General features: G+C 62.7%; 11 protein-coding genes. 9 read left to right on the plus strand and 2 right to left on the minus strand.

Annotated features, from left to right (window positions below; translation table 11 throughout):
- Positions 1-2 precede the first annotated feature (2 nt).
- Positions 3-1,391 carry a PLP-dependent aminotransferase family protein gene (locus APH25_RS05125; RefSeq protein ID WP_060481292.1) on the minus strand — a complete coding sequence of 463 codons (1,389 nt, stop codon included), beginning with the start codon at positions 1,389-1,391 and terminating at the stop codon, positions 3-5.
- Positions 1,392-1,735: 344 nt separating this feature from the next.
- On the opposite strand from APH25_RS05125, the gene APH25_RS05130 reads away from it, so the two are divergent.
- The 6 genes from APH25_RS05130 to APH25_RS05155 all read left to right on the plus strand — a co-directional run bounded on the left by APH25_RS05130 (position 1,736) and on the right by APH25_RS05155 (position 8,687).
- A complete protein-coding gene (locus APH25_RS05130; RefSeq protein ID WP_060481293.1) occupies positions 1,736-2,941 on the plus strand; it encodes a benzoate/H(+) symporter BenE family transporter in 1,206 nt (401 codons plus the stop codon).
- 79 nt (positions 2,942-3,020) lie between these two features.
- Positions 3,021-4,109 (plus strand): FAD-binding oxidoreductase, encoded by a 1,089-nt coding sequence (locus APH25_RS05135; RefSeq protein ID WP_256217480.1) that lies wholly within the window; start codon positions 3,021-3,023, stop codon positions 4,107-4,109.
- 27 nt (positions 4,110-4,136) lie between these two features.
- The gene (locus APH25_RS05140) at positions 4,137-4,568 is read left to right on the plus strand and encodes a Rid family detoxifying hydrolase (protein ID WP_060481294.1); all 432 of its coding nucleotides are present in this window, start codon (positions 4,137-4,139) and stop codon (positions 4,566-4,568) included.
- A 93-nt stretch (positions 4,569-4,661) separates the two neighbouring features.
- Positions 4,662-5,930 (plus strand): threonine synthase, encoded by a 1,269-nt coding sequence (locus APH25_RS05145; protein ID WP_060481295.1) that lies wholly within the window; start codon positions 4,662-4,664, stop codon positions 5,928-5,930.
- A complete protein-coding gene (glyA, locus tag APH25_RS05150; protein WP_060481296.1) occupies positions 5,927-7,165 on the plus strand; it encodes a serine hydroxymethyltransferase in 1,239 nt (412 codons plus the stop codon). The genes APH25_RS05145 and glyA overlap by 4 nt, the downstream gene beginning before the upstream one ends.
- A gap of 112 nt (positions 7,166-7,277) precedes the next feature.
- Positions 7,278-8,687 (plus strand): DOPA decarboxylase, encoded by a 1,410-nt coding sequence (locus tag APH25_RS05155; RefSeq protein ID WP_060481297.1) that lies wholly within the window; start codon positions 7,278-7,280, stop codon positions 8,685-8,687.
- A 73-nt stretch (positions 8,688-8,760) separates the two neighbouring features.
- Here the strand turns inward: APH25_RS05155 and APH25_RS05160 are convergent, their stop codons facing one another.
- On the minus strand, positions 8,761-10,134 hold the full coding sequence (locus tag APH25_RS05160) for an MFS transporter (protein WP_060481298.1): 1,374 nt from the start codon (positions 10,132-10,134) through the stop codon (positions 8,761-8,763).
- 288 nt (positions 10,135-10,422) lie between these two features.
- Here APH25_RS05160 and quiC point away from each other — a divergent pair, with 288 nt between their 5' ends.
- The 3 genes from quiC to APH25_RS05175 all read left to right on the plus strand — a co-directional run bounded on the left by quiC (position 10,423) and on the right by APH25_RS05175 (position 13,518).
- Complete coding sequence (gene quiC / locus APH25_RS05165) at positions 10,423-12,330, plus strand: 3-dehydroshikimate dehydratase QuiC (protein WP_028634350.1); 1,908 nt, start codon at positions 10,423-10,425, stop codon at positions 12,328-12,330.
- 142 nt (positions 12,331-12,472) lie between these two features.
- Complete coding sequence (locus tag APH25_RS05170) at positions 12,473-12,781, plus strand: chorismate mutase (protein WP_060481299.1); 309 nt, start codon at positions 12,473-12,475, stop codon at positions 12,779-12,781.
- Between the two features lie 11 nt (positions 12,782-12,792).
- Positions 12,793-13,518: a hypothetical protein gene (locus tag APH25_RS05175; RefSeq protein WP_060481300.1), complete on the plus strand. Its 726-nt coding sequence runs from the start codon at positions 12,793-12,795 to the stop codon at positions 13,516-13,518.
- Positions 13,519-13,594 lie beyond the last annotated feature (76 nt).

Below are 13,594 nucleotides of genomic sequence, written 5' to 3' on the forward strand. Positions count from 1 at the left end.
CTTCAGTAGTACCGTCGCGGGTCCGAATCGATCAGGCTGGCCAACTTGGTCAAGGCAAAGCGCAACTCGTCGTGACTGGTTGGCGACATCAGCACCAGCCTCACGCAGCGGTTATCCCCCCCACGCTCGGCCTGGAACTGAGTGCCGCTCAGCACCAGCACGCCGTTGGCGCGGGCGAGCAGGGTGAACTCGTCCGCGCTCCACGGCTCAGGCAGGGTGAGCCAGAGGTGGTACGAGTAAGGCTGGGTCTTGAACTGGAAGCCTGCAAAGATTTCCCGGGCGATTGCCTGGCGCTCTGCCGCCTGGGTACGCTGGATGCGTACCAGCTTGCTGTCCAGGCCTTCGGTGATGGCATTACTGGCCAGTTGGGCCGTGAGCGGGGAGGGCATCCACACACTGCTGCGGACCATGGAGGTCAGGCGCGACAGCAGTTTGGGTGGGCTGTACAGGTACCCCACGCGCAGTGCCGGCATGATCGCCTTCGACAGGCTGGTGAGGTAGACCGACCGGTCTGGTGCATACGCCGAGAGGGGCTTGATAGACGGGTCCGTAGCCAGGAAGCCATAGATATCGTCGTCGAGGATGATGAAGTCGAACTCTTCGGCCAAGGCCGCGATCTGCGCGCGGCGAGCAGCAGACATGATGGCAGCCGTGGGGTTCTGGCAGGTCGCAACGCACACCAGCATGGCCGGCTTTTCACGCAGGCACAGCTCGCGTAACGCATCGGGCAGGATGCCCTCGTCATCCATGGGTATGCCGCGCAGGCGGCGCTCCAGGCTGTGGGCAACCGAAATGATGCCGGGGTAGCACAACGCTTCGCACAGCACCAGGTCGCCGGCATGGGTCAAGGCACTCATTGCCACCATCAGGCCGTGTTGCGCCCCGGCAGTGATCACGACTTGCTGCCACTGGGCATCGGGCAAGGCGTGGCGCAACCACTGCGCACCCGCCTCACGGTGGGCAGGGTGGCCGCCGTCAGGTGCGTAATCGAGGGCGCGGGCGAAATCCGTGCTTTTGGCCATGCCGACCAGGGCGCCGCGCAGCCAGTACTCGAGGGTTTCGCTATAGGGCTTGATGATCGACAGATCAAGCAGCTCCGACTGCCCCAGGTTCAGCGGGGCAGCGCTGTTGCTGGCCGGCAGTTCCAGCTGGCCCTGGCTGAGCACGTAGGTGCCGCGCCCCACTTCCCCCTGTACCAGGCGACGGCGATGGGCCTCGTTGTAGGCTCGGCTGATGGTACCGGGTGTGACGTTCAGGGTAGTCGCCAGCTCGCGCAGCGTCGGCAGCCGATCACCCTGGTTCAAGACGCCACTGTTGATATCCCGTGCCAGCGCATCGGCGATCGACAGGTACATCGGCTGATTGGACTCGTTTAGCTGGGGAACCCACATGAATGACACTGCCCATCGAATAAATGATCAATGTCCGAGGATATCACAGCGGCATTGATCCACCAGTAAAACCCAGCAACAGCGATTCATTGATTCGAATCAATGATCTAAGCCAGTGGCCGCTGGGGGTGGAATAATTTCATCTACGTTTTAACTCCATATAAATCAACGTGCTACATCGTCGTTAGGCTGTTTTCACAGTCTGTATTCATGAAAATTGAGCCAATGATGGCAATCAGGTATTGAATCATTTCAATTTGTTGCAATACACTCATTGTGCATCGAATCAATCGACTCAATCCTGCTAACCAATGCGCAATGCCGCCGCGCCAAGCCGAGGCCTCATGGACACAATCAGAAAGGATCTATCGCTCTCCGCCGTTATCGCAGGCCTCATCGCCGTGATCATTTCTTATGCCGGGCCACTGATCATCGTGTTCCAGGCCGCCAGGCAAGCGCACCTGCCGGATGATGTGGTGTCGTCCTGGATCTGGGCCATTTCCATCGGCAGCGGGGTCACCGGCCTTTTGCTCAGCTGGCGCCTGCGCATCCCAGTCATCACAGCCTGGTCGACGCCAGGGGCGGCCCTGCTGGTGTCGCTACTGCCCACCATCACGCTGCCACAGGCCGTGGGCGCCTACGTGGTGGCGTCGCTGATCATTGCGGCGGTGGGTTTGTCCGGTGCGTTCGACAAACTGATGAACCGTTTACCCAAAGCCATCGCTGCGGCGATGCTCGCCGGCATTCTGTTCCGCTTCGGCACCGAGCTATTCACTTCAGTGACGCTACAGCCGGCGCTGGTGTTGTCGATGATCGCGGCTTACCTGGTCTTCAAGCGCCTGTCCCCCCGTTACGCGATCCTCTCGGTGCTGGTTGTCGGCTGCGTCGTAGCGGGCTCGCTCGGCACCCTCAATAGCGGCTCGATCGTGATCGCGGTGGCCCACCCCGTATTCACCGCACCGCAGTGGAACTGGCACGCCATCATTAACCTGGGCCTGCCGCTGGCGCTGGTGACGCTCACCGGCCAGTACGTACCCGGCATGGCCGTGTTGCGCACCTCGGGCTACACCACCCCGGCGCGCTCGATCATCTCGGTCACCGCGATCGGCTCGGTGCTGCTGGCGCCGTTTGCCTCCCATGGCTTGAACCTGGCGGCCATCACGGCAGCGATCTGCACGGGCCGCGAGGCCCACGAGGACCGCGACAAACGGTATGTCGCCGGAATCGCCTGTGGCCTCTTCTACATTCTGATGGGGATTTTCGGTGCGACCCTGGCGTCGGTCTTTTCAGCGCTGCCCAAAGAACTCATCGCGTCCCTTGCGGGCTTGGCGTTGTTCGGCGCGATCAGTGCCGGCCTGACCGGCGCCATGGCAGACGACAAACAGCGCGAAGCCGCATTGATCACCTTCCTTGTCACCGCCTCGGGCATGAGCTTCCTGGGCCTGGCGGCTGCGTTCTGGGGGCTGGTGTTCGGCCTGGTCGCCCACTTCGCGCTGACCTGGACCCGGGAAAGCAAAACCGTCGCCATCACCGAGGGCAGCCGAGCATGAGCGGGTCTTACGATTTCATTGTGGTGGGTGGCGGCATCGCCGGGGTGTCGGTGGCTTACGAACTGCCGCCCATGGCAGCGTGTGCCTGCTTGAGCAGGAGCAGCAACTGGCCTATCACACCACGGGCCGCTCGGCTGCGATCTCGATGGAGAGCTATGGCAACCAGCAAATCCGCTCCTTGACCTGTGCCTCGCGGGCCTTCTTCGAAAACCCGCCCGAAGGCCTGGCCGAGCACCCGCTGTGGGCACCCCGGGGTGCGCTGATCGTGGCGCAAGCAAGCCGCGAAGACAAACTCAGGGCACGGTTCAAGGCCGTGTCGGCCCAGGTGCCCAGCGCCTGCTACCTCGATGCCAAGCAGGTGCTGGAGCATGTGCCTTACCTGGCCGAAGGTGCCTGGGCTGCCGGTATCTACGAGCCCAGCGCCTTCGACCTGGATGTGCATGCTATCCACGGTGCCTACCTTGGCGGGCTGCGCAAACGGGGCGGGGTGGTCAAGCGGGCGTGCGAAGTGCTCAGAGGCGAATGGCAGCCCGGCCACTGGACATTGCTTACCCAGGACGGTCAGCGCCTGCAGGCAGCCATCGTCGTGAACGCCGCCGGCGCCTGGGCCGACGAGCTGGCAGAGCGCTGCTCAGTACCCAGGGTTGGCGTGCGGCCGCTGCGCCGTACCGTACTGGCCGTGGACCCGCAGTGCGACGTCCATGGCACGCCGTACCTGGGCACGGTCGACGAAGACATCTTCATCAAACCCGAAGCCGGGCGGCTGATCGTTTCGCCGTGCGATGAAGACCCTTCGCCACCCTGCGATGCGTTGCCGGATGAGCTGGGGCTGGCAATCACCATGGACCGCCTGCAAACCGTAACGCGGCTGCGGCCCCGGGCGATCATCAATAAGTGGGCGGGCCTGCGTACGTTTGTTGCCGATCGCTCTCCAGTGCTCGGCCAGGACCCGCAACACGAAAACTTCATCTGGTTGGCCGCACTGGGTGGCTATGGCATTCAGGCCGCCCCCGCCATCGCGCGGCTGTGTGCGCATGCTGCGCTGGGCGTGGCCGTACCGGATGACCTGGCTGCCCTGCAACTGAACTACCTGCTTTTTTCCCCGGCGCGATGCCGTGATACGGCGTTCGCCAGCCTGGCCGTGAAGAAGGTTGCCGACCTGCACTAACCCTCACACTCAACAAGGACCGTCACCATGCAAAGCACTGCTCAAATCAATACTGCTGGCACCCCTTTCCTGGCCGAGGAAAACGTGATTTTCACCAACAAGGCCCCGTTGCCGCTGGGCACTTATTCCCAGGGCATCAAGGTGAGCCGCGGGCAGACCATCTACCTGTCGGCCCAGACACCGGTTTCGGCGTTGACCAACGAAGTGTTGGCACAGGATTTCGAAGGCCAGCTCCGCCAGACCCTCGACAACCTGGCGCAGATGGCCGAGGCGGCAGGCGGAACACTGGCAAACGTGGTGAAGGTAACCGCGTTCATCACCGACTTGAGTGAGTTCCCCACCCTGAACCGCGTGATGCAAGAGTACTTCACCCCGCCATACCCGGCGCGCACCACCGCAGGGGCCAGCGCCCTGGCGCGCAATACCCTGGTGGTCATCGACGCCATCATGGTGGTCTGAAGCGCCCTTTGTCAGCGAGTGCCCGTCGGTTCTGTGCAGCGGACCGACGTCGGCAGGGAAAGCACCCGCACAGCACACTTCCTAAGGATGGCCATGAAGAATTCGTACAAAGCGTATGCATTGCAGTGCCTGGTGTGCGACCGCCAATACCAGCCCCATGAGGTCAGTTACTTTTGCCCACATTGCAAGGTCGAAGGTGCCCTCGATGTGCTTTACGACTACCCCACGCTGAAGCGTGAATGGCCCCGAGCAGCCCTGGCGGACCAGCAGGCCCGTGGCATGTGGCGCTATGACCGGCTGATGCCACTCAGTTCGACCCAGTACGTACCGCCGCTGCTGGTGGGGAATACGCCGCTGTATGCGCCGGCCGATCTGCTTGGCGAAGGCTCGGCGATCAAGGTGTTGATCAAGGACGAATCCAGGCAGCCAACCGGCTCGCTGAAGGACCGCGCCAGTGCGTTGGCTGTAGCCCATGCCTTGCAGTCGGGCGCCCGCACCGTGGCCGTGGCCAGCACGGGCAACGCCGCCTCGGCGCTGGCCGGGATGAGTGCCAGCATGGGCCTGCGCAATGTGATTTATCTGCCACGCACCGCACCCCGGGAAAAGCGCGCGCAGATGTTGGGCTATGGGGCCGAGATCGTATTGGTGGACGGTCAGTACGATGAGGCATTCGAGCAATGCCTGGCCGGCTGCCAGGCGCACGGATGGTACAACCGAACCACCGGTATCAACTCGTACATGAGCGAGGGCAAGAAGACCGTTGCCTTCGAGATCTGTGAACAGCTGCACTGGCAGGTGCCCGATCTGATATTCGTGCCGGTCGGTAACGGCTGCATCCTGGGGTCAGTCTACAAGGGCCTGTTCGATTTGCTGCAACTGGGCTGGATCGCCCGTATGCCGCGCCTGATCGGTGTGCAGGCCGAACACAGCAACTTCATGTACCGGGCGTGGCGCAGCGACCGCTCCATGGCACGCACCGCACGCATCGTACCTACCAGCCTGGCCAGCAGCATCAACGTGGCATTGCCACGCGATCGCCTCAAGGCCATGCGCGCGGTAACAGCCAGCAACGGCGAGTTCATGTGCGTCAGTGACCAGGACATCGTGACAGCGGCGTCCAGGCTTGCCTCGCGCACCGGTGTATTCGCCGAATCGGGTGCTGCCAGCGCCTTCGCTGGCCTGATCAAGTATGCCCAGGCACATCCCGATACCGCGCAGACCGCTGTGGTGCTGATCACCGGCAGCGGCTTGAAAGACACCTCCATCTTCCTCTCCGGCAGCGCCGGCGGCCCGCCAGGCGCACTTGCGGGTCAGTTGCCGACGCTGCTGAACACAGCGCCATCACAAGGAATCTCCGCATGAGCTTGCAATTTCGCGACCCCGCCATCGCTCGTCTGATCGACCGCGAGCGCAATCGTCAGGAAACCCACCTGGAGCTGATCGCCTCGGAAAACTACGTGAGCGAACAGGTGCTCCAGGCCCAAGGCTCGGTACTCACCAACAAGTATGCCGAAGGCTATCCAGGCCGCCGTTATTACGGTGGCTGCAAGGTTGTCGACGAAATCGAGAACCTTGCCATCGACCGAGCCCGCCAACTGTTCGGCTGCGAATATGTCAACGTTCAGCCGCACTCCGGCTCACAGGCCAACCAGGCAGTTTTCCTTGCGGCGCTTGAGCCGGGCGACAGCATTCTAGGGATGTCACTGGCTCACGGCGGCCATCTGACCCACGGCGCCTCGGTGAATTTTTCGGGCAAGTTCTTCCAGGCCCTTGCCTATGGCCTTGAGCCAGACAGTGAGACCCTCGACTACAAACAGATGGAAGCGCTGGCACGCGAGCATCGGCCGAAAATGATCATCGCAGGTGCATCGGCCTATTCCCGCGTCATTGATTTCTCGCGCTTTCGCAAAGTCTGCGATGAAATCGGCGCCTACCTGATGGTCGACATGGCCCATTACGCCGGCTTGGTGGCAGCAGGCGTGTACCCCTCGCCAGTCGGTATCGCCGACTTCATCACCTCGACCACCCACAAGACCCTGCGCGGCCCGCGCGGCGGCTTGATTTTGGCCAAGGCTGAATACGCGGCCCTGCTCGACAAGACGGTGTTCCCGGTGTACCAGGGCGGGCCGCTGATGCACGTGATTGCCGCCAAGGCGGTGGCGTTTGGCGAAGCCCTGAGCGACGACTTCAAACAGTACCAGCGACGGGTGATCGACAACGCCCGGACCATGGCTGATGTGCTGACCCGGCGTGGCTTGCGGGTTGTGTCCGGCGGCACCGACAGCCACATGTTCCTGCTTGACCTGCGCGCCATGAACATTACCGGCAAGGATGCGGAAGCCCTGCTGGAAAGCGCCCATATCACCCTCAACAAAAATTCGATTCCAGGCGATCCGCAGAAACCGACGATCACCAGTGGCATCCGTATTGGCACACCCGCACTGACGACCCGTGGGTTTGGCGAGGTTGAATGCGCTGAAGTGGCTGGCCTGATCGCCGACCTGCTGGCGCAGCCCAACGACAGCGCACTGCTGGAAAGCGCCCGACGCCGTGTGATGCATCTGTGTGAGTGCTTCCCGGTGTACCTGTTGGCATGAGGAACCTTGCGGGTTCGCCATAGCAGCTATGCACGAAGCGGGGTTATTCGCCAGGGGCACTGTGCCTAGACTAGAGCAGTATCTGGCAATCACATTCCTCAGGAGAGCCCCCGTGACCCCCGAACAATTCCGCCAATACGGCCACCAGCTGATCGACCTGATTGCCGACTACCGCCAGACCGTGGGCGAGCGGCCGGTGATGGCCCAGGTTGAGCCCGGCTACCTGAAGGCGGTATTGCCTGACGCCGCTCCGCAACAGGGCGAGGCGTTCGAAGCGATCCTCGCGGATGTCCAGCAGGTGATCATGCCTGGGTTGTCCCATTGGCAGCACCCGGACTTCTACGGCTACTTCCCCTCCAACGGCACCTTGTCGTCGGTATTGGGCGATTTTCTCAGCACCGGCCTGGGCGTGCTGGGCCTGTCCTGGCAGTCCAGCCCGGCCTTGAGCGAGCTGGAAGAAATCACCTTGGGCTGGTTGCGTGAGTTGCTGGGTTTGTCGGCCCAGTGGAGCGGGGTGATCCAGGACACCGCGTCGACCAGCACGCTGGTTGCGCTGATCAGCGCCCGTGAACGCGCCACCGATTACGCCCTGGTGCGTGGCGGCCTGCAGGCCGAAGCCAGGCCGCTGATCGTGTATGTCAGCGCCCATGCCCACAGCTCGGTAGACAAGGCGGCGCTGCTGGCCGGCTTCGGGCGTGCCAACATTCGGCTTATCCCCACCGACGAACGCTACGCCTTGCGCCCAGAGGCACTGCAGGCCGCCATCGAACAGGACCTGGCGGCAGGCAACCAGCCGTGTGCAGTGGTTGCTACCACCGGCACTACCACCACCACGGCCCTCGACCCGCTAAGCGCTATCGGCGCCATCGCCCAGGCGCACAAGCTGTGGCTGCACGTGGATTCCGCCATGGCGGGTTCGGCGATGATCCTGCCCGAGTGCCGGTGGATGTGGGACGGCATCGAGCTGGCGGACTCGGTGGTGGTCAACGCGCACAAGTGGTTGGGGGTGGCGTTCGACTGCTCGATCTACTATGTGCGCGACCCGCAGCACCTGATCCGCGTCATGAGCACCAACCCCAGCTACTTGCAGTCGGCCGTGGATGGCGAGGTGAAGAACCTGCGCGACTGGGGTATCCCGCTGGGGCGCAGGTTCCGGGCCCTGAAGCTGTGGTTCATGTTGCGCAGCGAAGGGGTAGAGGCGTTGCAGGCGCGTCTGCGGCGCGACCTCGACAATGCACAGTGGTTGGCCGGGCAGGTAGCGGCTGCCGCCGATTGGGAGTTGGTGGCGCCGGTGCAGTTGCAAACCCTGTGCATTCGGCATCGGCCTGCGGGGCTGGAAGGCGAGGCGCTGGATACCCATACCCGGGGTTGGGCGCAACGGCTGAACGCTTCCGGGGCAGCTTACGTGACACCGGCCACGCTGGATGGCCGCTGGATGGTGCGGGTTTCGATTGGCGCGTTGCCGACCGAACGGGCAGATGTGGAGCGGCTGTGGCGAGGGCTGCAGGGAGTGGTGAACTGATTGTCAGACAGCGCCTTGGGTGGCGGAGCGCAGCTTGCGATCTGCCACCCAAGGCGCTGGGATCAATGACCCATCACTGGCTCATGGCCTGCAAGCTCCCCTTGCGGCTGGCCTCGTAGGCCTCTTTCTCCATCGGTTTGGCCTGAGGATTACCCAGGTCTTCCATGGCCAGGCGATGGGTTTCCGGCGCGATGTAGGCCGCCAGTGCGCACACGCAAGTGATGAAGAAGGCCAGGCCGCCGACCACCAGCGGAATGTTCTCCGAACCAGGCGGCGCCACCAGGGCGAACAGCGCCGGCAGCATGGCGGTGAGCATGGTGCCGATGTTCTGCGCGATGGCCATGGCCGAAACGCGGTAGCGGGTCTGGAACAGCTCTGGGTAGAAGCTTGGGAACACCGCGTTGTAGCCTTGGTAGACCATGCCCCACATGACGATCGACGAAGCGAAGGCCAGCGGCACGTTCTGGATGCTGATCGCGTACAGGTACACGAAGGCCAGCAGCCCCGACCCCAGGCACCCGGCAATCATGGTCGGGCGACGGCCAATGCGGTCTGAAAGGTTGCCCACGAACGGGATCACCAGCACTGCCACGATATTGCCCACCACCGGAATCCACAGGTACACGCTCTTGTCGAACCCGATGCCATAGGCTGGCTGTACCGCGTAGGCCGCGCCGAAGATGGTGGCGACCACAGGGATCACGTTCATCAGTGCCATGAACATCACCAGCACCATGTGTTTCCAGCTGTGGCGGAAGGCTTCGCTGATGGGTGACTTGGCAACCTTGGCCTGCTTTTCTTCCTTCACGAACGCGGGGGTTTCATGCACTTCCTTGCGGATGATGAAGCCTGCAATCAGCACCACTGCGCTCATCAGGAACGGAATGCGCCAGCCCCAGTCGTTGAACGCCTCGCTAGGCATGAAGTAAGCCAACGGCAGGAACACGGCGGCAGCCATCACCTGGCCCGCCTGTACCCCTTGCAGGGTAAAGCTGGCGTAGTAACCGCGTCGCCCGAACGGCGCATGCTCCATGATCATCGAGCTGGCGCCGGAGATTTCACCCGCCACGGCAAAGCCCTGAACCAGCCGCAACAGCACCAGCAGGGCGGGTGCCAGCATGCCGATGTCGTGGTAGGTGGGCAGCAGGCCGACGGCCATGGTCGAGATGCCCATCAGGAACATGCACAACAGCAGCACGTTCTTGCGACCGCGCGTGTCGCCCCAGTGGCCGAGCACGAAGGCCCCGACCGGGCGCGCCAGGTAGCCCACACCGTAGGTGGCCAGCGAGGCAATGATGGCCATTTTGGGGTCGGTATTGGGGAAGAATATCTGCGGGAAAATCAGTGCAGCGGCTTGGGCGTAGATGAAGAAGTCGTAGTACTCGAGTGCCGAGCCTATCCATCCACTGGCGGTCGCTTTCTTGGCTTGAGAGCTGGAGTGAGCCATCGTTGTCTCCGTTGTTATTGTTGTAGCGCAGGCTCCGGCTGGAAACGCCAAGGCAGGAGGCGGTGAACATTGGGCCTGCGTCTGTGATGCATGTTGACCACGGGCCAGCGGTCAGGCAATTCGCTAAAACGGGTTTCGTGCGATAATCGAACGCAAAACTAACCATTCCGTACAAAGGGATTGAAGCGCCGACTTTACCTGCGAATAATCCATCGTGCCAGAAACTGTAACGGGGGTTTTGCATCCCCGCTGGCCCTGTGATCCCCCTGACAACAAGGAACTCCCGCCATGCAGCGTTCGATCGCCACCGTGTCCTTGAGCGGCACCCTGCCGGAAAAGCTCGAGGCCATCGCCGCCGCCGGCTTCGACGGCGTCGAAATCTTCGAGAACGACCTGCTGTACTACGCCGGCAGCCCACGCCAGGTACGCCAGATGTGCGCCGACCTGGGGCTTGCCGTGACGCTGTTCCAGCCATTTCGCGATTTCGAAGGCTGCCGCCGCGACCGCCTGCAGAAAAACCTTGACCGAGCCGAGCGCAAGTTCGACCTGATGCAGGAACTGGGCACCGACCTGGTGCTGGTGTGCAGCAACGTGCAGGCCGACGCGCTGGGCGACGAGCAACTGCTGGTCGACGACCTGCGCCTGCTGGCAGAGCACGCTGGCAAGCGCGGCTTGCGCATCGGCTACGAGGCCTTGGCCTGGGGCCGCCATGTGAATACCTACCAGCAGGTATGGAACCTGGTGCGCCAGGCGGATCACGCCGCCTTGGGTGTGATCCTGGACAGCTTCCACACCTTGTCGCTCAAGGGTGACCCCGCCGCCATCCGCGACATTCCGGCCGACAAGATCTTCTTCGTGCAAATGGCCGACGCGCCAATCCTGGCCATGGATGTGCTGGAGTGGAGCCGCCATTTCCGCTGCTTCCCAGGGCAGGGTGAGATGGACATGGCCGGGTTCCTGGCGCCGATTCTGGCCACGGGTTACCGCGGGCCGTTGTCCCTGGAAATCTTCAACGACGGTTTCCGCGCTGCGCCGCCGCGGCAGAACGCCGCCGACGGCCTGCGTTCACTGCTGTACCTCGAAGAGCAGACGCGCTTGCGCCTGGAGCAGGAAGGCACTGGCATCGAACCGGGCGTGCTGTTCGCGCCGCCTGCTGCCAGCACCTACGACGGCGTTGAGTTTCTGGAGTTTGCCGTGGATGAAGCGGTGGGCGCCCGCCTGAACGGTTGGCTCAAGAAACTGGGCTTTGCCGAAGCGGGCCAGCACCGGAGCAAGGACGTACAACTGCTGCGCCAGGGTGATATCAACATCGTGCTCAATGCTGAGCCTTACTCGTTCGGTCACAACTTCTTTGAAGCCCATGGGCCTTCGCTGTGCGCTACTGCCTTGCGGGTGAAGGACCAGCAGGCGGCCCTCAAGCGCGCCACGGCGTTCCGGGGCCAACCGTTCCGCGGGCTGGTCGGGCCCAACGAGTGCGAGGTGCCGGCCGTGCGCGCCCCGGATGGCAGCCTGCTGTATCTGGTGGAGCAGGGCAGTGCGGGCCAGAGCCTGTATGACACCGACTTCAGCCTGAACCCGAGCGCCGCGCCCACCGGCGGGCTGCAGCGTATCGACCACATGGCGCTGGCGCTGCCGGCCGAGTCGCTGGACAGCTGGGTGCTGTTCTACAAGAGCCTGTTCGGCTTTGCCGCTGATGACGAAGTGGTGCTGCCTGACCCTTACGGCCTGGTGAAAAGCCGCGCCCTGCGCAGCCCCTGCGGTACGCTGCGCTTGCCGCTGAACATCTCGGAAAACCGCAACACCGCCATTGCCCATGCGCTGTCCAGTTACCGGGGGTCGGGGGTGCACCACATCGCATTCGACTGCGCGGACATCTTCCGCGAAGTGGCCCGGGCCAAGCTGGCGGGGGCGCCGTTGCTGGAAATTCCGCTCAACTACTACGATGACCTGGCTGCGCGCTTTGACTTCGATGACGAGTTTCTTAGCGAGCTGGCCTATTACAACGTGCTCTATGACCGTGATGCGCAGGGGGGGGAGCTGTTCCACGTGTATACCGAGCCGTTTGAGGATCGGTTCTTCTTCGAGATTATCCAGCGCAAAGGGGGGTACGCGGGGTATGGGGCGGCCAACGTGGCGGTGCGGTTGGCGGCGATGGCCAAGGCTCGCAGTGGGGTGGCGCGTAAGCCGGTGTTGTAGGGGGGTAATTGGGTTTGACGTTTTCTACTGGCCGTGTGGTTGCCGCACGCCGCGCGAGCCTCTACGCTTGCCGGCTGGGTCAAATCGAACCTGACAAACCCATTGGTACCATCCTCAACACCAACACAAGGAAACCTGGCGAATGGATACGCGTTGCACCTCTCTGGACGAAGTCCGCCAGCGCATCGATGAGATCGACCGGCAGGTCGTGTCGCTGCTGGCCAGCCGCGGCGACCTGGTGGCGCAAGCTGCCGGCTTCAAGAAAACCACCGACGACGTACGTGCCCCGGCGCGCGTCGAGCAGGTCATCGCCAAGGTACGCGCCTTGGCGCAAGAAACCGGTGCCTCGCCGGTAGTCGTCGAGCAGGTTTACCGGGCAATGATCTCGGCGTTCATCGCCGAAGAACTGGCCACCCATGCTCAATTGGCCAACGAGGCTTCAGCCACCTGACGAGCGTGACGATGGAGGTGGTGACAGTGTTCAAACGCGCCAGTATTACCCTGCTGATGCTTGCAGTGACCTCGCTCGCTGGCTGCATCCCCTGGCAGCGCGAGCGTGCTGCGTATGCGGACCTGTGCGAGTCCGAGTTCCAGTTTAAGGTGCCCGGCCCGCAGGGTGAGACCACGGTGTACCTTGAAACCTACCTCTACGACCACGCCGCCCGCTGGCGGGATCAGCCCTACGAACAGGGGTTGCACGTGGAGTACCCTGGCGAGCGGTACAAGCAGCCAGAGTTCTACGTGCAGATGATTGCCTACAACCAGGACCGCGCCCGGCCTTCATCAGGCTCGACCCGTGGCGTGCCACCTGTGCCGGTGCTCTATGACAGCCGCCAGGCCTACATCACCTTTGCCGATGGTTCACGGCTGAACGCGCGCCCCGAGGTCTATGTTGGCAGCGACGACATTCACGACTTCCCCTCGTTGACCGAGCAATCCGCCCGGCCTTCGCCCTACGACATCAACAGCGATGAAGTGCACCGGCTGATTCCCAAACTCACCAACAACAAGCGATATGGCTCGGCCTACGTGATCTTCCAAACCAACCAGTTCAATGCCGACTCCAAGTGGACCATTCACCTGGGTAGCTTGCAGGTTGGGGGGCAGACGCTGGCCATCCCGCCGCAGAAGCTCTGCTATCACCCGGTCAAGAAATGGATCGGCATAGAGCCCCTCATGCGGCCCTGACAAGTTTTCACGCCAGGTGCGTGTGCGACGGATGGAACGATTCAGCCGCCATTGTCGTCGGTACTTCAGGTCTTTT

Origin of the sequence: Pseudomonas sp. NBRC 111119, from assembly GCF_001320125.1 — a bacterium.
GTDB classification, from domain to species: Bacteria; Pseudomonadota; Gammaproteobacteria; order Pseudomonadales; family Pseudomonadaceae; genus Aquipseudomonas; species Aquipseudomonas parafulva.